The 24,936-nt window shown below is 59.7% G+C and carries 20 protein-coding genes; 5 read left to right on the top strand and 15 right to left on the bottom strand.

All coding sequences use genetic code 11. From position 1 onward, the window contains the following. Window positions 1–442: 442 nt before the first annotated feature. A complete protein-coding gene (locus TX23_RS12185; RefSeq protein WP_057702380.1) occupies window positions 443–2,632 on the top strand; it encodes a glycoside hydrolase in 2,190 nt (729 codons plus the stop codon). A 109-nt stretch (window positions 2,633–2,741) separates the two neighbouring features. Here the strand turns inward: TX23_RS12185 and TX23_RS12190 are convergent, their stop codons facing one another. Together TX23_RS12190 and TX23_RS12195 are read right to left on the bottom strand one after the other, a co-directional pair. Then, complete coding sequence (locus tag TX23_RS12190; RefSeq protein WP_057702381.1) at window positions 2,742–3,368, bottom strand: class I SAM-dependent methyltransferase; 627 nt, start codon at window positions 3,366–3,368, stop codon at window positions 2,742–2,744. A 398-nt stretch (window positions 3,369–3,766) separates the two neighbouring features. Beyond that, window positions 3,767–5,035 (bottom strand): hypothetical protein, encoded by a 1,269-nt coding sequence (locus TX23_RS12195; protein ID WP_057702382.1) that lies wholly within the window; start codon window positions 5,033–5,035, stop codon window positions 3,767–3,769. Window positions 5,036–5,298: 263 nt separating this feature from the next. Between TX23_RS12195 and TX23_RS12200 the strand changes: the two genes are divergently transcribed. Next, complete coding sequence (locus TX23_RS12200) at window positions 5,299–6,402, top strand: hypothetical protein (protein ID WP_032894144.1); 1,104 nt, start codon at window positions 5,299–5,301, stop codon at window positions 6,400–6,402. Between the two features lie 306 nt (window positions 6,403–6,708). Here the strand turns inward: TX23_RS12200 and TX23_RS12210 are convergent, their stop codons facing one another. From TX23_RS12210 to TX23_RS12265, 12 genes are all read right to left on the bottom strand, one after another. Further along, window positions 6,709–7,971, bottom strand: a complete 1,263-nt coding sequence (locus tag TX23_RS12210; protein ID WP_057702384.1) for a hypothetical protein — start codon at window positions 7,969–7,971, stop codon at window positions 6,709–6,711. A 91-nt stretch (window positions 7,972–8,062) separates the two neighbouring features. Further along, window positions 8,063–8,707, bottom strand: coding sequence for a methionine ABC transporter permease (locus tag TX23_RS12215; RefSeq protein ID WP_003187635.1), 645 nt, complete (start codon window positions 8,705–8,707; stop codon window positions 8,063–8,065). Continuing rightward, the gene (locus tag TX23_RS12220) at window positions 8,697–9,812 is read right to left on the bottom strand and encodes a methionine ABC transporter ATP-binding protein (RefSeq protein WP_057702385.1); all 1,116 of its coding nucleotides are present in this window, start codon (window positions 9,810–9,812) and stop codon (window positions 8,697–8,699) included. The genes TX23_RS12215 and TX23_RS12220 overlap by 11 nt, the downstream gene beginning before the upstream one ends. After that, complete coding sequence (locus TX23_RS12225; RefSeq protein WP_057702386.1) at window positions 9,809–10,624, bottom strand: MetQ/NlpA family ABC transporter substrate-binding protein; 816 nt, start codon at window positions 10,622–10,624, stop codon at window positions 9,809–9,811. Before TX23_RS12225 ends, TX23_RS12220 begins: the two co-directional genes overlap by 4 nt. A gap of 156 nt (window positions 10,625–10,780) precedes the next feature. Next, a complete protein-coding gene (locus TX23_RS12230; protein ID WP_057702387.1) occupies window positions 10,781–12,133 on the bottom strand; it encodes an LLM class flavin-dependent oxidoreductase in 1,353 nt (450 codons plus the stop codon). Further along, on the bottom strand, window positions 12,133–13,326 hold the full coding sequence (locus tag TX23_RS12235; protein WP_057702388.1) for an SfnB family sulfur acquisition oxidoreductase: 1,194 nt from the start codon (window positions 13,324–13,326) through the stop codon (window positions 12,133–12,135). The genes TX23_RS12230 and TX23_RS12235 overlap by 1 nt, the downstream gene beginning before the upstream one ends. A gap of 39 nt (window positions 13,327–13,365) precedes the next feature. Further along, the gene (locus TX23_RS12240; RefSeq protein ID WP_057702389.1) at window positions 13,366–14,607 is read right to left on the bottom strand and encodes an SfnB family sulfur acquisition oxidoreductase; all 1,242 of its coding nucleotides are present in this window, start codon (window positions 14,605–14,607) and stop codon (window positions 13,366–13,368) included. Window positions 14,608–14,794: 187 nt separating this feature from the next. Then, on the bottom strand, window positions 14,795–15,589 hold the full coding sequence (locus tag TX23_RS12245) for a hypothetical protein (protein ID WP_057702390.1): 795 nt from the start codon (window positions 15,587–15,589) through the stop codon (window positions 14,795–14,797). 371 nt (window positions 15,590–15,960) lie between these two features. Next, entirely contained in the window at window positions 15,961–16,707 is a 747-nt protein-coding gene (gene tcyN, locus TX23_RS12250; protein WP_057702391.1) for an L-cystine ABC transporter ATP-binding protein TcyN, read from the bottom strand. Between the two features lie 3 nt (window positions 16,708–16,710). Then, window positions 16,711–17,376: a cystine ABC transporter permease gene (gene tcyL, locus TX23_RS12255; RefSeq protein WP_003187646.1), complete on the bottom strand. Its 666-nt coding sequence runs from the start codon at window positions 17,374–17,376 to the stop codon at window positions 16,711–16,713. Beyond that, a complete protein-coding gene (gene tcyJ / locus TX23_RS12260) occupies window positions 17,376–18,170 on the bottom strand; it encodes a cystine ABC transporter substrate-binding protein (RefSeq protein ID WP_057702392.1) in 795 nt (264 codons plus the stop codon). Before tcyJ ends, tcyL begins: the two co-directional genes overlap by 1 nt. 172 nt (window positions 18,171–18,342) lie before the next feature. Beyond that, window positions 18,343–19,338, bottom strand: coding sequence for a D-cysteine desulfhydrase (locus tag TX23_RS12265; protein ID WP_057702393.1), 996 nt, complete (start codon window positions 19,336–19,338; stop codon window positions 18,343–18,345). 167 nt (window positions 19,339–19,505) lie between these two features. Here TX23_RS12265 and epsC point away from each other — a divergent pair, with 167 nt between their 5' ends. The 3 genes from epsC (at window position 19,506) to mgrA (ending at window position 23,959) form a co-directional block, all read left to right on the top strand. After that, a complete protein-coding gene (gene epsC / locus TX23_RS12270) occupies window positions 19,506–20,432 on the top strand; it encodes a serine O-acetyltransferase EpsC (RefSeq protein ID WP_057702394.1) in 927 nt (308 codons plus the stop codon). 400 nt (window positions 20,433–20,832) lie between these two features. Next, window positions 20,833–22,794, top strand: a complete 1,962-nt coding sequence (gene betT / locus TX23_RS12275) for a choline transporter BetT (RefSeq protein WP_169856569.1) — start codon at window positions 20,833–20,835, stop codon at window positions 22,792–22,794. A gap of 127 nt (window positions 22,795–22,921) precedes the next feature. After that, entirely contained in the window at window positions 22,922–23,959 is a 1,038-nt protein-coding gene (mgrA, locus tag TX23_RS12280) for an L-glyceraldehyde 3-phosphate reductase (protein ID WP_057702395.1), read from the top strand. Window positions 23,960–24,085: 126 nt separating this feature from the next. Here mgrA and tauD read toward each other — a convergent pair whose 3' ends face one another. Beyond that, window positions 24,086–24,922: a taurine dioxygenase gene (tauD, locus tag TX23_RS12285; RefSeq protein WP_057702396.1), complete on the bottom strand. Its 837-nt coding sequence runs from the start codon at window positions 24,920–24,922 to the stop codon at window positions 24,086–24,088. Window positions 24,923–24,936: the final 14 nt, after the last annotated feature.

Genomic DNA, 24,936 nt, shown 5'->3' on the forward strand with positions numbered 1-24,936 from the left:
GAAAAGAGCCCCAAAGTAACCAAAAGGCTCTTGCCCCACCACTCGGCACCTCGCCTAGGCTCGGTGTGCCCGTAATCCGCCATTGATTTGGGGGGCCGCCGCCACGCGCCATCCATGGCGCGGGGCGGCTAAACCGGCATCCCTGCCGGTTTACCCCCCAAATCCCTGTCGAATTCCGGCCAGCGTGGTTTGACGGGGCGCCTGAGATCAAAAGCAGATCAAGAGCAAGAGCAAGAGCGGCTCGCTTCGCATCGTGGTTAGCGTCGGCAGTGGTTACATAAGTTGTAGATACCCATGGCTATCGGGGGCGAGCCCCCTCCCACATTTGGATCTTGATCTCGCTTGAGGCTGTGGGAAGCTTCCGAAAAGTCCACTTGTTGCCCCGGCCAACGGCTGCATGTTTTACCCTCTCGACCTCACTTCTCCGTCCAGGTCGATACCCATGCAGTGCCTGCGTCCTATCCTTGTGCTCTGTGCGCTTGTTCTTGCGCCCTCAGTCTTTGCCTCCACCGTGCTGGAAAACGCCCTGTGGCGCGTTGACCTCAACCCCGCAACCCTGGCCCTGCGTGTCACGCCAGCGGGCGAGGCCCCGGTACAAGCCTCCAGCGGTGTCACCGCGCACGCCGTCAGTGCTTTGCAAGCTGATGCCGCACAGGCCTCCTGGCAATGGGACAGCGGCGCCTACCGTCTGACGGCCCGGCTTGAGCAGCGCGAACTGTCCCTGTCTATCAGCGCCCGCGAGCCAGGTGAACTGGCCCTGCTGCGCCAGCCAGCCACGGCCATGGGCCAGGCGCTGATCTGGCCGTTGGCTGAAGGGCATTATGTCCCCGTTGATAACGCCGTTTGGAAAGCGTTCCTGCTTGAGCGCGGCGAGGTCAATACCACCCAGGACCTGAGCTTGCCCCTGTGGGGCCTGGATCACGGGCGCTTTACGCTTAACTGGCTGCTGACCAACCCCTACAACAATCGCCTTGAATGGCAGCCGGACGGCCAGGGCCTGGCGTTGTCAGCGTTCCATGACTTCACACCCCTGGCCCCCGACGTGCCGATGACGCTGCGCCTGTACCTGGGCGATGCCGACCCGTTGGCCGGCGCCAAGCGTTATCGCCAGTGGTTGATCGAGCAGGGCCGTTACGAGCCTCTGGCGGACAAGCTGCGGCAAACTCCCGAGGCGGTAAAGTTGCTCGGTGCCAGTCACGTTTACCTCTGGGGCAACGGCTTGCTGACGCTGGATGATGTGCGTGATTGGCCAGCGTTGATCAAGCGGCTGCGTACCCACGAGCTCGGCGGGCTGCTGGACCAAGAACCGGCGAAGGTGCTGGCGCAGACAACCCCGTTGAATCGTTATGAGCAAACCGTGCTGTTGCGCGGCCTCAATGCGGCCATCAACCAGAAGGCCCGGCAAGCCTGGCAAGTGGAAGAACCCGACATGAATCGCCTTGCCGCTCGCTACGGCGAGGTGCGTAGCGAGCTGGCCCGGGATTTCGCCGCGGCCTTGAGTGATCGTCCCGAAACCTGGGGTAATTCCACCCTCCAGGCCTTGCGTGACGCGGGGCTCTCGCGTCTGCTGTTGACCCTGGGCGATGGGTGGGAAGGCGGGCTCTGGCACCCCGAAGCGATTCGCGCAGGCGTGGCTGCCGGCTACCTGATGGCGCCTTACGACTCGTATGAAACGGCGCTGTCGGCCAGCGAAAATCCGGACTGGGCCACTGCCCACCTGGGCGGCAAGGCCTACCGCGACTGCGCAATCGTGTTGAAAAACGGCCAGCCGAAAACCGGTTTTCAGCAATCTGGCCACTACACAGACCCGCGCTGTGTGCGACCGCTGCTGGAGGCTCGGGTGCGAGCGGTGCAGGCCGCAGCCGGTTTCAATGCCTGGTTCCTCGATGCGTATGCCACCAGCATGGTCTTCGACAGCTACCGCGACGGCGCTTCCATGACTCAGGCGCAGAATGCCCAGGGTAATATCGACGCCTCGCGCTGGATCAACACTTCACTAAAACTGCCCGCGGGCTCCGAAGACGGCAACGCCATCACCGCCCAGGGCATTCTGTTTGCCCATGGTATGCAAACACCGGTCATTGGCTGGGGCGACCGGGACATGACCCGCGACCGGCAATCACCGTACTACGTCGGTAACTGGTACCCGGCGGCGCAGCCGGCGGTGTTCTTCAAACCTGTGCCGTTGAAAGCGTCGCTGCGCACGGTGTATTTCGACCCGACGCTGCGGTTGCCGTTGTATCAGGCGGTATTCCATGGCTCGGTGATCACCACCCATCACTGGCTGTTCGACAACCTCAAGCTGAGCAATGTACGGGCTGAAAATGAACTGGCCCAACTGCTCTACAACGTACCGCCGCTGTATCACTTGAGTGCGGCGACACTCAAGGACAGGCTGCCGGTGATTCAGCGCCAGGACCGGTTTTTTCGGCCTCTGCATCAGCGGTTGGCGACTCAGGCGATGACTGATTTTCGCTGGCTGACGGTGGACAAACTCTTGCAGCAAACCACCTTCGCAGATGGGACGCGGCTGGTGGCGAATTTCTCGGCGGTGGAAAAACAGGGGTATGCCGGGCGCAGTGTGACGGTGCTGGTGGAGGGGAAGGAGCCGGTGGTGTATCAGGTGAAATAACGCTGCCCGTTACGGCGCCATCGCGGGCAAGCCCGGCTCCCACAGGGGAACGCATTCCAAAGGTGGGAGCTGGCTTGCCTGCGATGAGGCAGGTACAGGCGATGCAGCACTAAATCTTACGCCACACACTGGCCAACCAAGGCTGCTGCTCCCGCGGCAACCCGGCCGGCCGATAGTAATGCTCCAGCTCTTCGAATCCGGCCTCGGTCAGTAAGCCCCGCCACGCCTCCAGATCGTGATAAGACCCATACCGCGGCCCATTCCATCCTTCCTGGTTCTCACCCCGAGGGTTGGAGCTGAACAGCACGCCTCCAGGCTTCAATGCGCCATGCAGCTCTTGGAGCACCCGGGGCAGTTCCTGCTTGGGAATATGAAACAGCACCGCATTGGCAAACACTCCATCGAAGCGCTCGGCGGGCAGGGCCAGTTTAAGAAAGTCCTGCTGCAACACTTCACAGCCACTGTCCTCCCGCGCCATCTGCGCAAACCGCTCGGAGCCATCCAGGCCCACGGCGATATGCCCCATGCGCGTAAACGTCTGCAAATCCCGTCCCGGCCCACAGCCGAAATCCAGCACGGTGAACGGCGGCGTGCCCTGGATATGCCGCAGCAGCGCGTCGATGTTCTGGCTCACATCGTGATCGCGGGTGCCTTCACGAAAGTCTTCGGCCACCTTGTTGTAATGGCCCAGGGTGGTGGCGGTGATCTGGTTGAGGTCGTCGGGTTCGAGTTTCATAGGGCTACTTCAGTGAGAACACAGCAACTATATCCGATGCCTGGGCCGCTACCACAATCTAGGCTTAACTAATCTTCGTAAATATTGTGCCAATCAGGACCGCCCGTCTTACAAGGAAATAGGTAGCAAAATTGTCCTACCACCTTCCGCGTTTCAGGTGGTGGCAAAGGCCAAGGTTCAAGTGGAAAAGAGATGGCGGTGGCGTTGTCTAGGACAAGTTCAGAAATTACCTCCCCTGTCATCGATGGGGTGCCTGCAGCGGTACCGCTTATAGCAACACTAAATAACAATGTGACAGACGCAAGGCTGTTCGACGTCATGAGTTTTGACATGATTTTTCCCTGAAGTTATAGATCGTTGGCATGAAGTGGCGTTTGCTGCCTCAAGTATTAATGCACTCAGGGCAGCTCCACTGCTACCGCATCCATATCCTGGGTGCTGTTGAGGTTTACACCCCCGGCGTAGCTTCCGCTTTGAGAGAAGGTGCTCAGCCAGTTTTTTTTGCCTCCACCAATCGAAGCCAGACAATGGGTGGTCGCAGCGTTTCCACCGGTTGCAGGTGACCAGATACAGCCGGTGAGGTACTGATCAACGTCGCTGTTAAGCGCAACAGTATTGTTATCGGCAATACCGAACGCTTGTGTCGACACGGCTCCCGTCGGGGGCTGAATCAGCTGAATGCCCGCCAACCCCGCTAGGGGAATCCACGTTAAGTCGCTCACTCTACCGGTATCGTCCTGCCGTGATGCCAGCACAACCCCTGAGTTATTGATTGCGCGTCCGGCATTTTTGGACTTGATAGAAAGGGTCAAGGTCAGAGGCGCTGTCGTCGGTGTCATCCAGGCTGCTGTCCGGACCGGGTTGGTGGCGGTATCGGGATACTCGCAGTAACCTACCGATTGCAGTGTGTTATTGATCCCTTTGACATAGCAACGATTGGCTCCAGTCGCTATGGGTAAAGAGCTTATGGTATAGGTCGTAACGTTAGCCTTAGCTACTTGGGGAATTGTGATGCCGTTGGTGCTGGGACAGTTCATGGCAATGCTGGGGTAGCCATTCGAAAGGCTGTCACTGACGCCCACTGGAACGCATTTATCGTTGTACCCAAGCAGTCCAAGCAGCGAAGAAAATACCCGCTTAGGCGTGTCATCCCCCGCGAGCCATATGACGGTAGATAGCTCCTGATTGCTGCTGATGCTCCATCCAACCATATCCCCGCGTTGATTGGACGCCATGATGATTGTTTTTACGTCCGCGGCACGCAACGGCAGCACTACCCCAGGAAGCGGCTTGAGAGGTGTCGGAGTGTTATTTGGAGTGGCGTTCCAGACCACGGCGGTGTTGACATTGTTTGCGTTCTTGCAGATACCGCCGATCCAGCCGGCGTTCGAGATATTGAGGGCGCGGCAAGGCTGTTCAGCAACCAATGGCTTGAGCGCTACTTGTGAGTTCTCTGTGTTCGTATCTGCTAACCAAGGGACATTGTTGGCGCTGGCACTGGCCGGAGTGCAATTGCCCACAGCGATACCACTGTCGTTGATGCCGGAGGTTTCGCATTGTGCTCCCGCTTCATGCCCTAAGTTGGTGTAGGCGGCAGCGTTGACGGTCAAGCTGGCCGCGCTCAGTAACAGGCAACCTGCAAACCCTAAAGAGTGCATTTTCATCATCAGTCCATCCTTGGCGAGAGATTCTGTTTGATTAGATACACGCAGAAAACAATCAACAACTGTCAAAGTTAACAGGTATAGGCGAGTAGTTTCAGCGTTTGCTCCGCACTCGTGACAGGGAACCTCAGGCTCCGTCTGATTCAGTTTAAAGACGTGTATTCGATGTAGTGCACTTCACTGGGTTCGTACTGTGGTATTCCGACATACCGCCCCGCGGGATTCTGGGTAAGATTCGGCTTTAATTCAAAGAGAGTTATCCATCCATGGAAGAGGAAAAACGTTCACCCGTTGGCAACGACACCGCGCCGAACAAGGTAGACCAATACGCCACGAGATTGAGCAATGGCCTGTTGTGGCTCAATGAGCGTGCCTGGCCGCTGACGGTGGGGATTCTCTCGGTGGCAGGCCTGTACCTGTACCAGTACATCCAGATGGAAAAGGTGCCGCTGAGTATCCTGTCGGCGTCGGCGTTCACCGCATTGCCGGCGATGTTCGCCATGTTGGTATTTGTGATCGGCATGATGGGCGCGTCAATCCTGGTGCCCACGTTCATCTTGTTCACGCGCCTGAACGGCACCGGTGTGCGCCTGAGTGATCAACTCAATCTCAGCCCGCAGTCGCCGCAAGAGACGGCCCAGCACAGGCGTTTACTGGGACATTGGGCGGCCAGCCTATTGGTGATGTTCGTGTTCTGGATGTCCGCCGTGTACCTGTCCGTGAACGCCGAAAGTGGGCTGTTGCTGACGCTCAGTTGGATCGTGGCGATCATGGCGGCGGTAGTGGCCTATGTCGGCATCATCATTCGCGCCAGGCCCGCCCATGTTGCCCTGCGTGAGTTGTCCGGGGAGTTCTGGCTGGCCAGTGCTGGCGCCGGGGTGGTTCAAATGGTGGTCATTCTGATGGTGACGGTGCCGGTCTCCCGCGCCTTCAGCGAGTACTCCGACAGCGCCGTGTTCTTTGCGCCGTTCATGGCCGCCGAAATGGCCGTGCTGTTCCTGATCCAAGGGAGCGCCGCCTGCCTGGTGGTGCGCATGCGCGTTCAGAAAAACCCGGTGGCGTTCGCCTCACTGGTGGCCTTTGCCCTCATCGTTTTACTCGGGCTGATCCCGGCGAGCGGGGCCAAGTTGGGCGGCCTGCCGTTGCAAGGCTCCGCCTCGGGAGGGCGCGTTTGTACGTTGATGACCTGGGCGGCAGAGGCCAAGGTTCCCGGCGTGCTGGTAGACGCCGACAACCCCAAGCGCAGCGTGAAACTGCGGGTGATGGCCGACTCGGATGGCAGCTACATCGTGCGGCCCTGGCAGGCCAAGGAAAAAACCATCACCTTCGTGCCCCGCGCCAGCGTTGCCCAGCTGGATGAGTGCCCGTGAGCTAGCGGGTTTCCAGGCGGGCGGAGCCCACTGCCCTCACCTCCTGCATCGAACGGTTATCGGTTCGAGAGCTGACCCAAGAAAAACCGTTTTCCCCGGCTCGGACAACGATTGCGAAGTTCTGTGGCACAACGAATGTCGGTGCAGAAGAGATGGGAGTGGCTGCTGCATTTTCGTTTACGGTAGCGAACAGCACGAAGACGGCCGACACGAAGCCGCTGGAAGTCATGAGGTTTGGCATGTGCTGAATCTCCTGGGTCGAATGTGTCGAGTATTAAATGGTGTTTGAGCTCGTAAGCATCCCTTTCAGTAAAGTTTTACCGCCACAGCTTGAACGTCCTGCTCGCTATCAACGTTCTGACCAGCGGCATAATTCCCGCTTTGGGAAACGGCCTTGAGCGCACTGTTTCGGCCACCGTTAATTGCTTCAAGGCAGCTGTATTTGGCAGGATTTTCACCGGAAGCAGGATGCCAGATACATCCGACTGTGTACTGAGCATCATTAGTCCTGTTCAGAGCCACCGTGTTGTTGTCAGCAATGCTGAATGCCTGGGTCCATGTTTTCGGTGGAGGCTCAATCAGCTGGATACCAAATATTCCGGCAGGAGGAATCCACGTGAAATAGCTGGTCCTGCCGTCGTTATCCTTGCGCTCTACCAGGGCAATTCCGTTGCTATTGATTGCGCGTCCATAGTTCATGGTGCCGATTGCCAGATTCAGAGTCAGCGGAGCCGACGTGGGTGTATTCCAGACTGCTGTTCGGGCCGGGTTGGCATTGGTGTTGGGATACTCGCAAAAGCCTATGGATTGTAGGGCGTTATTGAGGCCAGTGACCACGCAATGGTTGGCCCCGGTAGCGAGGGGCAAGGATGTCACGGTATAACCAGTGGCGTTAGCCTGCGCTATTTTAGGAATGGGAATGCCGTCGTTGCCTGGACAGTTCATGGCAATGCTAGGGTAGCCACTCATGAGAACATTGTTGATGTCCACCGGGGAACATCCGTCGTTGTATCCAGCCAGTCCAATCAGCGATGAGTAAACTCGCTTAGGCGTGTCGGTTCCAGCGAGCCACACAATGGTGGAGAACTCCTTGCCGTTGCTACTGATGCTTGATCCAACCATATCGCCACGCTGATTGAACGCGTTAATGATGGTCTGCACATCAGCAGCGCGTAACAATGTGCCAGGGAGCGGTGCGAGCGCTGTCGGATTGCCCGGTGTGGTGACGTTCCATGTTACGGCTGTGACGCTATTATTGGCATTCTTACAGGTGCCACTAATCCAGCTGCCGTTGGAGACAGCGTTGGCGTAACAGGGTTGGCCCGCAACCAGTGACGCCAACGCCACTTGTGAATCTGCTGTGTTCACGTTCGACACCCAGGGAATATTGTTGGCGCTGGAGCTGGGGGGCGAGCAGTTGCCGACAGCAATAGCGTTGTCGTTGATGCTGGTGGTTTCGCACTGCCCAGCCATAGGCCCCAATTTGACGTAGTGGGCAGCATTGGCCGTCAATGCAAGTACACTCGCCAACAGGCTGCCCGCGATTTTCATTAGGTGTGCTTTCATCATCAGTCCGTCCTTGGGGAAACGTTCACGGTCTGATTAGATATACAAAGAACATGGTCAACAACTGTCATAGTTGACAGGTATGAACGCGCACTCAGCGCTTGTTCAACACCCGCGCCAAGCGGTCCCCACTCAGTTGAATCACCGCCACCAGCACCACCAGCAACACAATCACGGTCAGCATGATCTGTGTGTCAAAGCGCTGGTAGCCATAGCGGTAGGCAATGTCGCCCAGGCCACCGGCGCCAATCGCCCCGGCCATGGCCGATGAGTTGATCATGGTGACCAGGGTGATGGTGAACCCGCCGACGATTCCGGGCAGAGCTTCCGGTAGCAGCACATGCCAGATGATGTGCCAGCGGCGGCAGCCCATGGCCTGAGCGGCTTCGATCAGGCCGTGGTCGACCTCGCGCAGGCTCACTTCGGCGATGCGTGCAAAGAACGGTGTGGCGGCGATGGTCAGCGGTACCACTGCCGCCCAGACGCCATAGGTGGTGCCGACGATCAAGCGCGTGAACGGGATCAGCGCCACCATCAGGATCAGGAACGGAATAGAGCGGAACAGATTCACGAACGCTCCCAGCACGCGGTTAAGCGCCGGTGCCTGGTAGATGCCGCCCTTGTCGCTGGTGACCAGGAACACCGCCAGCGGAATGCCCACCAGTAATGCAATCAGCGACGACACACCGACCATCAACAAGGTGTCGATGGCGCCCTGTACTAAACGATCAAACCACATAGCCCAGCACCTCCACCCGTTGTGCCCAATTGCCGGCGCGGTTACGCAGTTCTTCGGCATTGTGCGGCGAGCCATTCACCGCCAGCAGTAATTGCCCCAGGGCATGACCCTGGATGCGTTCCACACCGCCTTGCAGCAAGCGCACGCGGCCGCCGAGGGCGCTGAACAGTGCGGCCAGGTCCGGTTCGTCGGTATCGCTGCCGGTGAATTGCAAGCGCAGCACCAGCGCCGCATCAGCCGAGGTTTGTGTCGGCTGCAGGCGGCTTTGCACTTCGGGCGGCAGGCCATGTTGCAGGGGTGCGAGCAGGGTTCTGCTGACCTCATGTTGCGGGTTGCCGAACACTTGCCACACCGGGCCTTGCTCGACGATGCGCCCGTGTTCCAGCACCACCACGCGGTCGCAGATCTCGCGGATCACTGCCATTTCATGGGTGATCAATACAATGGTCAGGCCCAGGCGTTGGTTGATCTCGCGCAGCAGGCCGAGGATCGATTGGGTGGTCTCCGGATCGAGGGCCGAGGTGGCCTCGTCGCACAGCAGAATTTCGGGGTCGTGCACCAGCGCGCGGGCGATGCCGACGCGCTGTTTCTGACCTCCGGAAAGCTGCGCCGGATACGCCTTGTGTTTGTCTTGCAGACCTACCAGCTCCAGCAGTTCATGCACCTTACGCACGCGTTGTGCCTGGGTCACGCCGGCGACCTTGAGAGGTAGTTCGACGTTCTGCCATACGGTCTTGGCCGACATCAGGTTGAAGTGCTGGAAGATCATGCCGATGCGCCGGCGCAGTGCGACCAGGTGGTCCTCATCGAAGCCGCCGATGTCCACCTGATCGATCAGCACGCGCCCGCTGCTGGGTTGTTCCAGGCGGTTGATGGTGCGGATCAGCGATGACTTGCCGGCACCGCTGCGGCCGATGATGCCGAACACTTCGCCACGCTGGATCGCCAGGTCGATGCCTTGCAGGGCGTGTACGGTGCCGCCATAGGTTTTGCCCAGGTTGATAAAACGCACGTGGGCGTGGTTCAGATCCGGGTGCAGTTCTGTCTGCTGGGCGTCCCTGGGCGCACGGCCCAGGTCGCGTAGTTGGGCGTTGGCGGCGGTCATTTTTTCTCGTCCCAACCGACTTGGTAGAGCTTGCCCAGAGATTTATCCAGGGCGGCACGTACCACGGGCGAATGCTGGTAGATGTCCACGAACTTGATCACCCGTGGGTCGGTATTGCTTTTGGGCTGAATCACGAACTGGATTACGTATTCCGGGTGGTCGAGGCCATCGAACAGCAGCGCCGACTCCGCATCGAAGGTCTTGGACAGGCGGATATACGCCGGGTAGCCCTGCACCAGGTCGGCATCGTCATAGGCGCGTACCAGTTGCACGGCCTCCACCTGCAGGATCTTGAGTTTTTTCGGGTTGCTGATGATGTCTTCTTCGGTGGCCTTGTAGCCTACGCCCGGTTTGAGGGTAATCAGCCCGGCCTTGGCCAGCAGTTGCAGACCGCGCCCGCTGTTGATCGGGTCGTTGGCAATGGCCACGCTGGCGCCTTCGGGCAGGTCGTTGAAGCTTTTGTATTGCTTGGAATACAGGCCGACGTTGTTGATGATGCCCGGTGCGTAAGACACCAGGTCAAACCCGGCGGCGGCCTTGGCGTTTTCCAGGAAGGGAATGTGCTGGAAGTAGTTCACGTCGATGTCGCCGGCGGCGAGGCTGACGTTGGGAGCGATCCAATCGCTGAACTCGACCAGTTCGACTTTCAGGCCCTGCTTGCCGGCCTCTTCTACGGCCGCTTCCAGCGGAATGGCGAACGCGGCGGTGGTGCCGATTTTCAGCGGCGCGTCGGCGGCGAACACCGCTGTGCTGAATAAGCCGAAGGCCAGGGCCAGTGCTTTGACTGGGTGGGTGAGCAGGGTCTTTTTCATAATCAATTTCCAGTCATAAGGTATTGGTAAGACTTACAAGGTCAACTGTGGGAGGGGGCTTGCCCCCGATGGGGAGTGTCAGTGAATACAGCTGTGTCTGACCCACCGCTATCGGGAGCAAGTCGAATCGTCGCACCGCCCCTCCCACATTTTTGATCAGTGTCGGTAGCTGGAGCCGGTGTGTTGTTCGGGTAAGCGAGCGGTGCCGTGGAAGACTTTTTCCCGCAGCGTGCCCTGCTCATATTCGGTTTTGTACGAGCCACGTCGTTGTAATTCCGGTATCACCAGGTCAATGAAATCCACGTAGCTCTCCGGCGTCACAACGCGCGTCAGGTTGAAGCCATCCAGGCCGGTCTCGCTGATCCAGGATTCCAACTCATCGGCAACCTGCTCAGGCGAGCCCACCAGGGTGATATAGCGCCCACCCAGGGCGTGCTGTTCGAGCAATTTGCGCCGGGTCCAGTCGTTGTTTTGCAGGTTCTTGGTAGCCGACTGGATCGCATTGCTCTTCACGTACTGGATCGGTTCGTCCAGTGCGTAGGCGGAAAAATCAATCGCCGTGGACGCCGAAAAGTGCGCCACGCCGGCTTCCGCACTGGCATAGCTCAAGTACTCGGCGTGCTTTGCCCACGCCAGCGCTTCGGTGGCGCCCACGATCACGTTCAGGCCCATAAACACCTTGATGTCAGCCGGGTTGCGCCCAGCCTCCACTGCGCTGGCGCGCACCTTGTCCACTTGTTGTTTGGTGGCGGCCTTGTTCTGCCCGCTGATGAATACGCACTCGGCATGACGCCCGGCGAACAGCAGCCCACGCTCGGAACTGCCGGCCTGGAACAGCACAGGCGTACGCTGCGGCGATGGCTCGCACAGGTGGTAACCCTCTACCTGATAAAACTCGCCGTGGTGCTCCACCTTGTGCACCTTGCCCGGTTGCGCATACACCCGCGTTTGCGGGTCATTAAGCACCGCGTCGTCTTCCCAGCTGCCTTCCCAGAGTTTGTACAACACCTGCAGGTATTCATCGGCCTGGTCGTAACGCCGGTCATGTTCGACCTGTTCGGTGAGGCCCATGGCCTTGGCGGCGCTGTCGAGGTAGCCGGTGACGATGTTCCAGCCGACGCGGCCACGGCTCAGATGATCGAGCGTGGACATGCGCCGGGCGAACAGATACGGCGGCTCGTAGGTCAGGTTGGCGGTAAGGCCGAAGCCAAGGTGCCGGGTGACGGCAGCCATGGCCGAGACCAGCAGCAGCGGATCGTTGACCGGCAGTTGGATGGACTCCTTGAGCGGTACGTCAATGGAGTTCTGGTACACGTCATAGACACCGACGATATCGGCGATAAACAAACCATCGAACAACCCGCGCTCAAGGATCTGCGCCAGTTCGGTCCAGTATTGGAGGGTCTTGTACTCGGTCGAGTTGTCCCGTGGGTGAGTCCACAAACCGTGGTTGATATGCCCGATGCAGTTCATGTTGAAGGCATTGAGCAGGATCTTTTTTTTGCTCATCAGATGGTCCCCCGCAGCGGCGGGTTTTCATCGTTGAGGTAATAGTTGCCTACCGCGTGGTATTTCCAGCGCACCGGATCATGCAAGGTGTGCACCCGGGCGTTGCGCCAGTGGCGGTCCAGCCCATGCTCGGCCAAAGTCGCCTGGCTGCCGGCCAGTTCGAACAAGGTGCTGCCCGCCGCCAGGGAAATCTCGGTGCTCAGGGCGCGCACTTCGGCCACGGCGATAGACGCGGCGGCGACGGTCTGGGCATTGCTGTCTGCCTGGGCGCGGTCGAGGAATTCGCCGGAGCGCTCCAGCAACGCCTCGGCGGCGTGCAAGCGAATGCTCAGGTGGCCGAAGCTCTTTAGAGTCAGCGGGTCTTCGGTGGCCTTGTCGTTGCCGGAATCGATCCACGGGCGGGTCTTGGTGCGCACAAAATGTAACGCATCTTCAAAGGCTGCGCGGGCGATGCCGGTGTCGATGGCGGCGTGAAGGATCTGCGCCAAGGGGCCTACGGTGGTCGGGCGTTCGAAGGCGCTCTGGAACGGGATCACGTCCTGCGCTGCGACCCACACGTTATCGAACACCACCGAGCCGCTGCCGGTGGTGCGCTGGCCGAAGCCGCTCCAGTCGTCGATCACCGTCAGCCCCTCGCTGTCACGGGGTACGAAGGCCAGTTGCTGGACGCCGTGTTCATCCACCACCGAGGTGGGGATGCGTTGAGCGTAGATCGCGCCGGTGGCGTAGAACTTGCGCCCGTTGATGCGAAACCCGTCGCCATCGCGGGTGAGGCTGGTCACGCGGTCATGGGCGGTCTTGGTGCCCAGTTCCGCCAAGGCGTTGCCAAAGCGTTGACCGGCCAATACCTCGGCGTACAGGCGCTTTTGCTGCTCGGGGTTGCCGTTAACGCGCAGCACTTCAAGGGCATAAAAATGATTCTGCGGGATCTGGCCCAGGGAGCCATCGGCCTGGGAAATCAGTGCAATCACCTTGGCCAGGGTGACATTGGATACACCTGCGCCGCCGAATGCCTTGGGCACCGTAATACCCCACAGACCGGAGCGGGCAAACACGTCCAGCTCGGGCCACGGCAGGCGGCGTTCGCGGTCGCGCTGGGCGCTGTCACGGCGCAAGTCTTCAGCAAGGTCGCTGGCGACAATAAGGGCTTGCTCATCGCTGGTGATAACCGCGACGTGTTGAGAAAGAGTCATGAGTTTCTCCAGAAGCTCGTGGAAAAGTGTTCTGGTCGGTTAAATCCAGGAATGACGAGCAGGTAAGGTGCCGTTCAGTCGATAGGCGCCGATGGCGTGATACTTCCAGCGCACCGGATCGTGCAGGGTATGCACCCGGGCGTTGCGCCAGTGACGGTCAAGGTTGAATTCGGCGAGGGTGGCGCGGCTGCCGGCCAGTTCGAAGAGCTTCTCGGTGACCTGCAATGCCACTTCGGTGGTGAGTACCTTGGCCTCGGCCACGGCAATCGAGGCGCGCGCGGCGGACTGCGCGGTGATCGGCGCCGCGCTGACCTGGTCCAGCACCTGGCCGGCCTTGCGCAACAGTGCCTCGGCAGCATGGAGCTCGATCTTCAACTTGCCGATATCGGCGATCACATACAGGTCATCACTGGCCCGCTCGACTTTGGCGTCGATCCAGGGGCGTGAACGCTCGCGTACAAAGGCGATCGTGTCGTCGAGGGCGCCACGGGCGATGCCGGCGTCGATCGCCGCCTGGATCAGTTGCGAAACGGCACCCTGGATATTCGGGCTTTCGCCCAGGCGCCAGTTGTCGATCACCAGCTCCGGCTCTACCGCCACGCGGTCAAGCAGCACGGTGCCGCTGGCAGTAGTGCGTTGGCCGAAGCCCGACCAGTCATCGACAATGCGTAGCCCTTCACTGCCACGCCGCACGAAGGCCATGACTTGCTTGCCGTCATCGTTCAACGCCTTTATCGCGACCCAGTGGGCAAACAGTGCGCCGGTGGAGTAGAACTTCTGGCCGCTGACCACGAACCCATCGCCTTCTGCCGTGAGGCGTGCCTTGAGCTCCAGGGTGTTTTTGGTACCGCGTTCCGGGCCGCCGTTGCCGATGCGCCAACCGTCGAGCACGCTCTGGAACAGCTGCTTTTTTTGACGCTCGGTGGCGGTGCCCTGCAACACGTGCAGGATGCCGAAATGGTTCTGCGGGATCTGCCCGAGTGCCGGGTCGGCCGCGCTGATGATCGCGAAGACTTCGGCCAGGGTCACAAACGACACTTGTGGGCCGCCGTATTCGCGGGGAATGGAAATACTGCCCAGGCCGCTGCGGGTGAATTGTTCCAGCTGCGCCCACGGCAGCTTGCGCTGCTGGTCGCGCGTGGCGGCCTGCAGGCGCGCAGCCTGAGCCAGCTCATGGGCCGCACTCAGTGCCTGGGCGTCGTTGCGCAGTACCGTGGCAGGCAACAACAGGGGGGCTACGTCCAGATCACTCTGGGGGGGTGTTAGAGCCAAGTTAGACATCAGCGCCGCTCCTTGGCTGCACGCAATGCCCTGGCGTTATGCACCGGGGTAATTCTGACCATACCGACCTCGCATTCAATGAAATAAAAACAGAAAAATCAGGAATGTCCGGTGGTCCGGTGCATATACCCTAAGCGTGTTAATTCTTTAAATAAACTAACTTTTAGGAATATGCATAGAAGGGCTGTCACCCCGGTTCACAGGGTGAGCCGAAGCGACGCGGTTGATAGCCAGGCGCGGGCGAGGCAGGCTGGGTTGGCGTTGCTGGTGTGCAGGCGGCGATGCGCAGCGTGCGGGCCGGTGCCCAGCGTGAATTATTGCCCACGCGATCGAGGATGCAGTACGTGACTTCCAACCGGCAGTCGTCGCCCGCTTCGACAATGATTTGGGACGGCACCCACACCTGCACTGCCAGACCCACGTTTTTGGCCTGGATTTTCGGCAGATCCAGGCGTACGTCACCCCAGCGCAGGGTGATCGCATCGCCGGTGCTCATGTTCAAGTAAGGTTCGATCGTCAGCGGAATGCCGCGCCGCACCTGGTTGCTGTTGACGCCATAGCGGCGGATCGTTTCGGGCAGGCCAACAGGGGCGAGATTCTGGTTTTCGTCACTTTCGTGGTTCAGGCAGGGCGCAGGTTGGCCTCCGGGGTAGTTGGTCTTGACCCGCACCAGGGCGACGGCTGAGCGCATCGGGCCATGGCCGATTTGCAGGACTTGGTAGTGGACGCGTGCCGGCCCGTCCTGCACAAAGCTTTCCGGTACCCACAGATGAGTGAAGGTGCCGATCTTGCACGCGGTCACCTTGCGCGAGGCGGCAAAGCAGTTGTTCCAGAACAGTTCGATCAGGTCGCCTTCCTCCATGCCCGAGTAGGGAGATATGTCGACCTGCAGATGCGTGGAGGCCAGGGCGCTGATGCCGTTTCCTACCGCCTGGGGCAGCTTCGGGGCAGGCAGCATGGCCAGGGTTTGAGTGTGTGTCATAAGTAATCTCCTTGTTGCAGCCAGCAGTCATCGTTCCGAACCTTTGGCGCATAGGCACAGGGCGATTCGAAAGGAACGATTCAGTCAGTAGCCGGGATGGGATCCAATCCTCAAGGCGCTAGATAAGAGGGTTGGCCGGGGAGCGTCAATGGAGGCAAAAGGCTAAACGGCGGGTTTGAGGATATTCAGAAGGGTCTGACGGGGAGGGGGATTTTAAGGCGCTTGCGAAGGGGTTTTTTACGCGATCAACCTGCAACCCGTTGTAGGAGCGAGCTTGCTCGCGAAGAGCGCCCAGGCAACTCGGTCAACCTGATTCACCGGGTTATCGTTAACGTTCTTCCCGAGCAAGCTCGCTCCTACAGTGGGAGGCGTCAGTGGGCGAGGAATTTGCTCAAAAACTGCCGGGTGCGTTCTTCCCTGGGGTTGGCGAACAACGCTTTGGCTTCGCCCTGTTCAACGATCACGCCCTTGTCGAAAAAGATCACCCGGTTGGCCACGTCCCGCGCAAAGCTCATCTCGTGGGTGACAATGACCATGGTGCGGTTTTCTTCGGCCAGGCTGCGAATGGTCGCCAATACTTCGCCCACCAGTTCCGGGTCGAGGGCTGAGGTGGGTTCGTCGAACAGGATCACCTCCGGCTCCATGGCCAATGCGCGGGCAATCGCCACACGCTGTTGCTGGCCGCCGGACAACCGCCTTGGGTAGGACGCTTCCTTGCCCGCCAGGCCAACCCTGGCCAGCAGTTTGCGGCCTAACTCCATCGCCGCTTCCCGTGGCATCTTCTTGACCACAATCGGGCCTTCGATGACGTTTTCCAGCGCGGTACGGTGGGGGAACAGGTTGAAGTTCTGGAACACAAAGCCCACGTGTTGGCGCAGACGCCGTACCAGGCCCTGTTGCTGGTTAAGCGGCTTGCTGCCGTCGATCTGGATATCACCCACCTTGATGCGGCCGCTGGTGGGTTCTTCGAGAAAATTCAGGCAGCGCAGGAAGGTGGTCTTGCCGGAACCGCTGGGGCCGATGATGGCGATCACTTCGCCTTCCTTGACCTCAAGGTCGATTCCGTTGAGCACCACCTGACCGTTGAATTGTTTGGTCAGTTTTTCAACCACGATCATGCTTCAAGACTCCAGGTCATGCCGGTTGACCCGGTCTTCCAGACGATTTTGCAGATGCGCCAGGATGCTCGCCAGGATCCAGTAGATCAGGGCTGCGGACAGATACATGGTGAAAATTTCGAAGGTACGCGCCGATACCAGTTGGGCCTGACGGAACAGTTCGGGCACCTGGATGGTGGCGGCCAGCGCCGTGTCCTTGACCAATGAAATAAAGCTGTTGCCCAAAGGCGGCAACGCCGTGCGCATCGCCTGAGGCAGGATGGCCCGGCGCAACGTCTGCGCACGGGTCATGCCGATACTGGCAGCGGCTTCCCACTGGCCACGCTCGATAGAGGCGATGGCGGCCCGCAGGATTTCACAGGCATAGGCGGCCATGTTCAGCGAAAAGCCGATCATGGCTGCCGGGATCGGATCCAGCTCGATGCCTACTTGCGGCAAGCCGTAGTAGATCAGGAACAGCTGCACCAGCAACGGCGTGCCGCGAAAGAACGACACGTAGACACGGGCGGTCCAGCTCAGCAACTTGAAGCGCGACAGGCGCATCAAGGCCAGGCCGAAGCCCAGCAGCAAGCCGAAAAACATCCCGCCAAGGCTGAGGATTACCGTGTAGTACGCGCCCTTGAGTAGAAAGGGCGCGGAGTCCAGCGCGAGTTGGAAACCTGCTTCCATTATTGAGTGACGTCAGCGTTGAAGTACTTCTCGGACAGCTTCTTCAAGGTGCCGTCGGCGCGCAGTTTGTCGAGGGCCGTGTTGACCGCATCGAGCAATTCAGGCTCGCCTTTGCGCAGGGCGATACCGGATTCCTGACGGGAGAAGGCGTCGCCGGCCGCAGCGGTGTCGGGGGCTTTCTTGGCGTATTCGAGGGCAGCCAGGCGGTCGATCAGGATCGCGTCGATACGACCGATGCGCAGGTCCTGGAATTTGGTTGGGTCGTCGTTGTAGGTCTTGATAATGGCTTTGGGTTGATTGTCCTTGAGCCATTGTTCGTAGTTGGTGCCCAGGCCCACGCCGACTTTTTTACCGGCAAGGTCGTCGGCTTTCTTGATCGCGTCGACGTTCTTTTTCAGCACCAGCGCCTGGATACCGGACACGGTGTAAGGCTTGGAGAAATCATACTTTTTCTTACGCTCCTCGGAGATGGTCACCTGGTTGACCACGGCGTCCAGGCGCTTGGACTCCAGCGCGGCGAGGATGCCGTCCCAAGGGGTGGCTTGCAGCTTGACCTTGACGCCCAGCTCTTTGGCCAGTGCTTCGGACAGCTCCACTTCGAAACCGCTGAGCTTGCCGCTTTCATCGACAAAGCTGAACGGTGGGTAGGTGCCTTCCAGGCCGATCTTGATCTCGCCGGCCTTCTTGATGGTGTTCAATTGCTCGCCGGCAACTGCCTGGCCCAGCCAACCGGCGCCAAGCGCCAGGCCCAAAGTGCCAACCAACAGCGTGCGACGAAATGCAGAAATAGTCATGGAGAGCCCCTGTGTTTTTATGGTGAGCGAAGCAGGTGACGCGGTAGTCGTATCCTGCCCTAAAGCGCGAAGCGCGTCTTCGCCTTCGGCGCGATGATAAGGTGGGTTTTTAAGTCTTGAAAATAATAAAAATACAATTTCATATTCTATTTTTGAATATGACCCCATTCATTCAGTTGAATACTGAGTCATAGGCAAACAATGCCGGCGCGCCACCGGTATGCAGGAAAATGATCGGCCCCTCTTCAAACCGCTGGCGCCCGATGCCGTCGAGCAAACCGGCCATGGCCTTGCCGGTATAGACCGGGTCCAGCAACAGACCTTCCTGGCTGGCCAAAAGTTTGATCGCCGAGAGGGTTCCTGCATTCGGCTCGCCATAGCGGGGGCCGAAATACTCGTCCCACAGGGTCACTTTGAAGGCCTCGGGAATAGCCACACCCAGCAACTCGGCAGTGCGTTCGGCCAGGCTCTGCACTTTCGGGAGTTGCGCTTGCTCGGTGCGCGACACCGTGACGCCGATCACCGGCAACTGCGGCAGTGCTTCGCTCAAGGCCAGGGCCAGGCCGCTGTGGGTGCCGGCACTGCCAGAGGCAAGCACCACGGCGGCGAACTCAATTGCGCTGTCTTCAATCTGCGCCGCAAGCTCCAGCCCGGCGCGCACGTAACCCAATGCGCCGAGGGCATTGGAGCCGCCGATCGGCACCAGGTAGGGCTTCTTGCCATTACTGCGCAGGCGGTCGGCGAGGGCGGCGAGTTGGGCGTCGGCGTTGTCGAGGTTTTCCACCAATTCGACTTTGGCATCGAACAGTTCCAGCAGCAGGCGGTTGCCATTGGCCAGGTAGTTGGGATCTTCGGTGCCGGTAGGATTTTCCAGCAGGGCCACACAGCCCAGGCCGAGCTTGGCGGCCAGGGCGGCGGTCTGGCGCACATGATTGGACTGGATCGCGCCGGCGGTGATCAGGGTGTCGGCGCCCTGGGCGATGGCGTCGGCTGCCAGGTATTCGAGTTTGCGTAACTTGTTGCCACCCATGGCCAGGGGCGTGGTGTCATCGCGTTTGACGTAAATATCCCTGCCCAGCCAGGCCGACAGCCGTTCAAGTTTTTCCAGAGCGGTGGCACCGCCCAGCAGTTCCAGACGGTTAAAGCGCTCAAGCTGTTGTTTGATCATGGCTACGCACGGTGACTGAATGATGGGGAGGACTATAGGCAGGCACTTTTCATCGGGCAACCGTCAATCGCTTATGAACAATAGTTCTTACGATCACACCATTGGTTCTTAAGAGCTGCCAGGGTGCATACCGTAAAGTGATGGCCATTTCGTCAGGAGTGAATACCGTGAGTGAGCGTTCCAGTCATTGGCAATTGCAGACCATCGTCAGCCAGCTGCGCGGCGCGCGGGATCAGTGGCGAACGCGCAACGGTCGCTTGAGCGGCGAACACGGTGGCCGTGAATTGCCGTCCCGCGAGGCAGTGGCGCAGATCCTCGAAGCCTTGTGCGGCGCGCTATTTCCCATGCGCCTGGGCCCGGTGGATCTGCGTGAAGAAAGCGAAGACTTCTACGTGGGGCATACCCTCGACGTGGCGCTCAACGCCTTGCTGGCCCAGGCTCGCCTGGAGTTGCGCTACGCGGCACGTCAAGGCGGCGACGATGACAGCGGTGTGGATGCCCACGCCATTCGCCTGATCCAGGATTTCGCCCTGGCATTGCCGGCCCTGCGCAGCCTGTTGGATACCGACGTACTGGCCGCCTACCACGGCGACCCGGCCGCACGCAGTGTGGATGAAGTGCTGCTGTGCTACCCGGGCATCCTGGCGGTGATCCACCATCGCCTGGCCCACCACCTGTACCGCGCAGGCTTGCCGCTGTTGGCGCGCATCAGTGCGGAAATCGCCCACTCGGCCACCGGCATTGATATCCACCCCGGCGCGCAGATCGGTCCGAGTTTCTTCATCGACCACGGTACGGGCGTGGTGATTGGCGAGACGGCGATCATCGGCGAGCGCGTGCGTATCTACCAGGCGGTGACACTGGGGGCCAAGCGCTTCCCTGCCGATGAGGATGGGCAGTTGCAAAAAGGCCATCCACGCCACCCCATCGTTGAGAATGATGTGGTGATCTACGCCGGGGCCACGATTTTGGGGCGGATCACCATCGGCCAGGGCTCGACCATTGGCGGTAATGTGTGGCTGACCCGCAGCGTGCCGGCGGGGGCGAATATCACCCAGGCGAACTTGCAGCATGATGATGGGGCGCAGAAGTAATACCTGAGCCAACCGCCGACCAGTGTGGGAGCTGGCTTGCCTGCGATAGCGGTGTATTAGTCAACAGATGGGTGGCTGACCCACCGCTATCGCAGGCAAGCCAGCTCCCACATTTCGTATGAGTTTCAACGTAGGGTCGCTGAACGATTTGCCTTCTTCAGCCGTCATACCAATCCCTGAGCTAGTGTAGGAATTACCTACCACTCAGCCCTGCGATTAGTCCAAAACTGCCTATTCATGTTTAACTTGAACGTTCGTTCAAGTTAAACCCGGTGGTTCGCTGCCCGCTCACAACAGGAGGCTTACCTTTGCTGAGTCCGTTTTTTACAGCCATATCCCGCAACCTTGAGGTGCATCGTTCATGAGTGCATCGTCCACCCCTTCCAGCGGCATGGTGCGCATGAATGCGCCCGTTTTCTACTTTGCCGCCACCGTCATCCTGCTGTTTGGCATCACGGTCATCGCTATCCCGCAACAGGCCGGTGCCTGGCTGCTGGCGGCGCAAAACTGGGCGGCCAATACGGTCGGCTGGTATTACATGCTGGCGATGACCCTGTATCTGGTCTTCGTGGTGGTCACCGCGCTATCGGGCTACGGCAAGATAAAACTCGGTGCCGACCACGACGAGCCCGAATTCAGTTACCTGTCCTGGGCCGGCATGTTGTTCGCCGCCGGGATCAGCATCACGCTGTTTTTCTTCTGCGTCTCGGAGCCGTTGACGCACCTGGTGCAGCCGCCCCAGGGCGAAGCGATGAATGCCGATGCAGCGCGCCAGGCCATGCAGGTGCTGTTCCTGCATTGGGGCCTGCATGGTTGGGGCGTGTTTGCGTTCGTCGGCATGGCCCTGGCCTATTTCGCCTACCGGCATAACCTGCCGCTGGCCCTGCGCTCGGCGCTGTACCCGCTGATCGGCAAGCGCATCAATGGCCCTATCGGTTATGCGGTGGATGGCTTCGGCATCATCGCGACGGTGTTCGGCCTGGGCGCCGACATGGGCTTTGGCGTGTTGCACCTCAATTCCGGCCTGGACTACCTGTTTGGTATTGCCCATACCCAATGGATTCAGGTGGGCCTGATCACGTTGATGATGGGCGCGGCGATCATTGTCGCGGTGGCCGGTGTCGACAAGGGCGTGCGGGTGATGTCCGACATCAACATGCTGCTGGCCTGTGCGCTGCTGCTGTTTGTGTTGTTCGCAGGGCCTACCCAGCACTTGCTCAACACCTTGATCCAGAACATCGGTGACTATTTGGGCGCGCTGCCGACCAAGAGTTTTGATGTGTACGCCTACAACGAGCCGAGCGACTGGCTGGGCGGCTGGACAGTGTTCTACTGGGCCTGGTGGATCGCATGGTCGCCGTTCGTGGGTCTGTTTATCGCGCGCATCTCCCGTGGCCGCACCATCCGCGAGTTCGTGTTTGGCGTGCTGCTGATTCCGCTGGGCTTTACCCTGGCGTGGATGTCGATCTTCGGTAACAGCGCCATTGACCAAGTGCTCAACCATGGCATGGCCGCGCTGGGCCAGTCGGCCATCGATGACCCGTCGATGAGTCTCTACCTGCTGCTGGAAACCTACCCGTGGAGCAAGACGGTAATCGCGGTCACGGTGTTTATCAGTTTTGTGTTCTTCGTGACCTCGGCGGACTCGGGCACTGTGGTGCTGTCCACCCTGTCGTCCAAAGGCGGCAATGCGGATGAAGACGGGCCGAAGTGGCTGCGGGTGTTCTGGGGCGCAATGACGGCCCTGGTGACCAGTGCCTTGCTGTTTGCCGGCAGTATCGATTCGTTGAAGTCTGCGGTGGTCCTGACCTCGCTGCCGTTCTCGCTGATTTTGCTGCTGATGATGTGGGGGCTGCACAAGGCGTTCTATCTGGAGTCGCAAAAACAGATTGCGCAGTTGCATTCCCTGGCGCCGATATCGGCTTCACGCAAAGGTCGAGGCGGCTGGCGCCAGCGCTTGAGCCAGGCCGTGCATTTCCCGTCGCGTGACGAGGTGTACCGTTTCCTCGACACCACGGTGCGCCCGGCGATCGAAGAAGTAACGGCCGTATTTGTCGAGAAGGGCCTCACGGTAGTAACCCAGCCCGACCCGTCCAACGACAGCGTCAGCCTCGAAATTGGCCATGGCGAGGAGCGTCCGTTTATCTATCAGGTGCAGATGCGCGGTTATTTCACGCCGTCGTTCGCCCTCGGTGGTATCGGCAAGAAAGAGATCAACAACCGTCGCTATTACCGGGCGGAAGTGCACTTGAGCGAGGGCAGCCAGGACTACGACCTGGTCGGCTACACCAAAGAGCAGATCATCAACGACATCCTCGATCAGTACGAGCGCCACCTGCAGTTCCTGCACATGGTGCGCTGATAGCGTTCCTCTCAAGTAGGTCTTTGCTGTAAAAGGAAGAGGCAGACTTAAGCGATTCAGCTGCTTAAAAGGCCCGGGAATATGCATATTCCCGGGCCTTATTTGCCCTAGATCAAGAGAGGATTCGATGACGTACATTGCTGCCGAAAACCGCTATGAATCTATTCCCTATCGCCGCGTAGGCCGCAGTGGGTTGGTGCTGCCGGCCCTGTCCCTGGGGCTGTGGCACAACTTCGGCGACAGTACCCCGATCGACACCCAGCGCGCCCTGCTGCGTACGGCGTTCGACCTGGGTATCAACCACTTCGACCTGGCCAACAACTACGGCCCGCCCTATGGCAGCGCCGAGATCAACTTCGGCCGTTTGCTGCGTGAAGACTTCAAGCACTACCGCGACGAATTGATCATTTCCAGCAAAGCCGGCTGGGACATGTGGCCCGGTCCTTACGGCCAGGGTGGCGGTTCGCGCAAATACGTGTTGGCCAGCCTGGACCAGAGCCTGCAACGCCTGGGCGTCGATTATGTGGATATCTTCTATTCGCACCGTTTCGACCCCGACACGCCGCTGGAAGAAACCGCCGGCGCCCTTGCCACCGCTGTGCAGCAAGGCAAGGCGTTGTACATCGGTATCTCGTCTTATTCGGGGGTCAAAACCCGTGAAATCGCCGCGCTGCTGCAAGAGTGGAAAGTGCCGCTGTTGATTCACCAACCGGCTTATAACCTGCTCAACCGCTGGGTGGAAAAAGACCTGCTCGACACCACCGAAGAGCTCGGCGCCGGGGTGATCGCCTTCACGCCGCTGGCCCAGGGTTTGTTGACCGATAAATACCTCAACGGGGTACCGGCCGATGCGCGGGTCAATCGTCCGGGTGGTGGCTCGTTGCAGGCCCAGCACCTGTCCGAAGCCAACATCGCCCATGTACGCGGCCTGAATGAAATCGCCAAGCGCCGTGGCCAGAGCCTGGCCCAGTTGGCGTTGGCGTGGACATTACGTGATCCACGGATAACCAGTGCGCTGATCGGCGCAAGCCGACCGGAGCAGATTATCGAGAACGTCGGGGCGTTGAAGAACTTGAGCTTCAGTGCTGAGGAACTGGCGGAGATTGATCGGTTTGCGCAGGAAGGTGGGATCAACTTGTGGGAAAAACCGTCCACCGCCGAATAAGCTGCCGCACTCGGTAAATGTGGGAGCCGGGCTTGCCCGCGATAGCGGTTTTTCAGCCAATAGTGCAGTGGCTGAACCACCGCTATCGCAGGCAAGCCAGCTTGCACAGTTGATCTGCGCTGGATTCTAGAACGGCACATCCCCAAGAATCGTTGCCCGGTGCATCACCCGCCGCTGCGGCCGGTAGTCATCCACGGCGTAATGCTGGGTGACGCGGTTATCCCAGAACGCTACGTCATTCTCCTGCCAACGCCAGCGAATGGTGAATTCCGGGCGGGTGGCGTGGGCGAACAGCAGCTTGAGAATGGCCTCGCTTTCGGCCGGTTCCAGTTCATTGATTCGGGTGGTGAAACCGTCGCTGACGAACAGCGATTTACGCCCACTGACCGGATGCGTACGCACCACCGGATGTGACAGCGGCGGGTTCTTGCGGCGGGTTTCTTCCCAGCGCAGCAAGTCTTCGGCGGTATTGCCAAAACGCTCCAGCGGAAAGGATTTGGTGAAATCGTGGGTGGCGGTGAGCCCGTTGAGCAATACCTTCAACGGTTCGGAAAGCGCCTCATACGCCGCAATGCCACTGGCCCACAGCGTATCGCCGCCAAACGCCGGCAGCAGCTTGGCACTGAGCACGGCGCCCAGAGCCGGCGTGGGCAGGAAGGTCACGTCGGTGTGCCAAACGGCGTTGTCACGCACGTCGGTGACCGCGGTGTCGAGGATCAGCACTTGCGGCTGTTCCGGCACGTTGGGGTAGATCGGGTGGATGTGCAGGTCGCCAAAATTGGCCGCGAAGCGTGCCTGTTGCTGCGGGGTGATCGGCTGGTCACGGAAGAACAGCACCGAATAGTGGAGCAACGCCTGTTCAATGGCGTCGCGCTGCTCAAGGTTCAGCGGCTGAGTGATGTCGACGCCACTGATCTGGGCGCCCAGGGCGGTGCTTAATGGGGTTATGTTCAGGCTGCTCATTGTGGACTCTTCAC

The sequence above is a fragment of the Pseudomonas paralactis genome (genome assembly GCF_001439735.1).
GTDB classification, from domain to species: domain Bacteria; phylum Pseudomonadota; class Gammaproteobacteria; order Pseudomonadales; family Pseudomonadaceae; genus Aquipseudomonas; species Aquipseudomonas paralactis.

Coding starts and splice junctions, on each gene's coding strand:
- TX23_RS12185 (WP_057702380.1), top strand. CDS start 443: ATGCAGTGCCTGCGTCCTATCCTTGTGCTCTGTGCGCTTGTTCTTGCG.
- TX23_RS12190 (WP_057702381.1), bottom strand. CDS start 3,368: ATGAAACTCGAACCCGACGACCTCAACCAGATCACCGCCACCACCCTG.
- TX23_RS12195 (WP_057702382.1), bottom strand. CDS start 5,035: ATGATGAAAATGCACTCTTTAGGGTTTGCAGGTTGCCTGTTACTGAGC.
- TX23_RS12200 (WP_032894144.1), top strand. CDS start 5,299: ATGGAAGAGGAAAAACGTTCACCCGTTGGCAACGACACCGCGCCGAAC.
- TX23_RS12210 (WP_057702384.1), bottom strand. CDS start 7,971: ATGATGAAAGCACACCTAATGAAAATCGCGGGCAGCCTGTTGGCGAGT.
- TX23_RS12215 (WP_003187635.1), bottom strand. CDS start 8,707: ATGTGGTTTGATCGTTTAGTACAGGGCGCCATCGACACCTTGTTGATG.
- TX23_RS12220 (WP_057702385.1), bottom strand. CDS start 9,812: ATGACCGCCGCCAACGCCCAACTACGCGACCTGGGCCGTGCGCCCAGG.
- TX23_RS12225 (WP_057702386.1), bottom strand. CDS start 10,624: ATGAAAAAGACCCTGCTCACCCACCCAGTCAAAGCACTGGCCCTGGCC.
- TX23_RS12230 (WP_057702387.1), bottom strand. CDS start 12,133: ATGAGCAAAAAAAAGATCCTGCTCAATGCCTTCAACATGAACTGCATC.
- TX23_RS12235 (WP_057702388.1), bottom strand. CDS start 13,326: ATGACTCTTTCTCAACACGTCGCGGTTATCACCAGCGATGAGCAAGCC.
- TX23_RS12240 (WP_057702389.1), bottom strand. CDS start 14,607: ATGTCTAACTTGGCTCTAACACCCCCCCAGAGTGATCTGGACGTAGCC.
- TX23_RS12245 (WP_057702390.1), bottom strand. CDS start 15,589: ATGACACACACTCAAACCCTGGCCATGCTGCCTGCCCCGAAGCTGCCC.
- tcyN (WP_057702391.1), bottom strand. CDS start 16,707: ATGATCGTGGTTGAAAAACTGACCAAACAATTCAACGGTCAGGTGGTG.
- tcyL (WP_003187646.1), bottom strand. CDS start 17,376: ATGGAAGCAGGTTTCCAACTCGCGCTGGACTCCGCGCCCTTTCTACTC.
- tcyJ (WP_057702392.1), bottom strand. CDS start 18,170: ATGACTATTTCTGCATTTCGTCGCACGCTGTTGGTTGGCACTTTGGGC.
- TX23_RS12265 (WP_057702393.1), bottom strand. CDS start 19,338: ATGATCAAACAACAGCTTGAGCGCTTTAACCGTCTGGAACTGCTGGGC.
- betT (WP_169856569.1), top strand. CDS start 20,833: ATGAATGCGCCCGTTTTCTACTTTGCCGCCACCGTCATCCTGCTGTTT.
- mgrA (WP_057702395.1), top strand. CDS start 22,922: ATGACGTACATTGCTGCCGAAAACCGCTATGAATCTATTCCCTATCGC.
- tauD (WP_057702396.1), bottom strand. CDS start 24,922: ATGAGCAGCCTGAACATAACCCCATTAAGCACCGCCCTGGGCGCCCAG.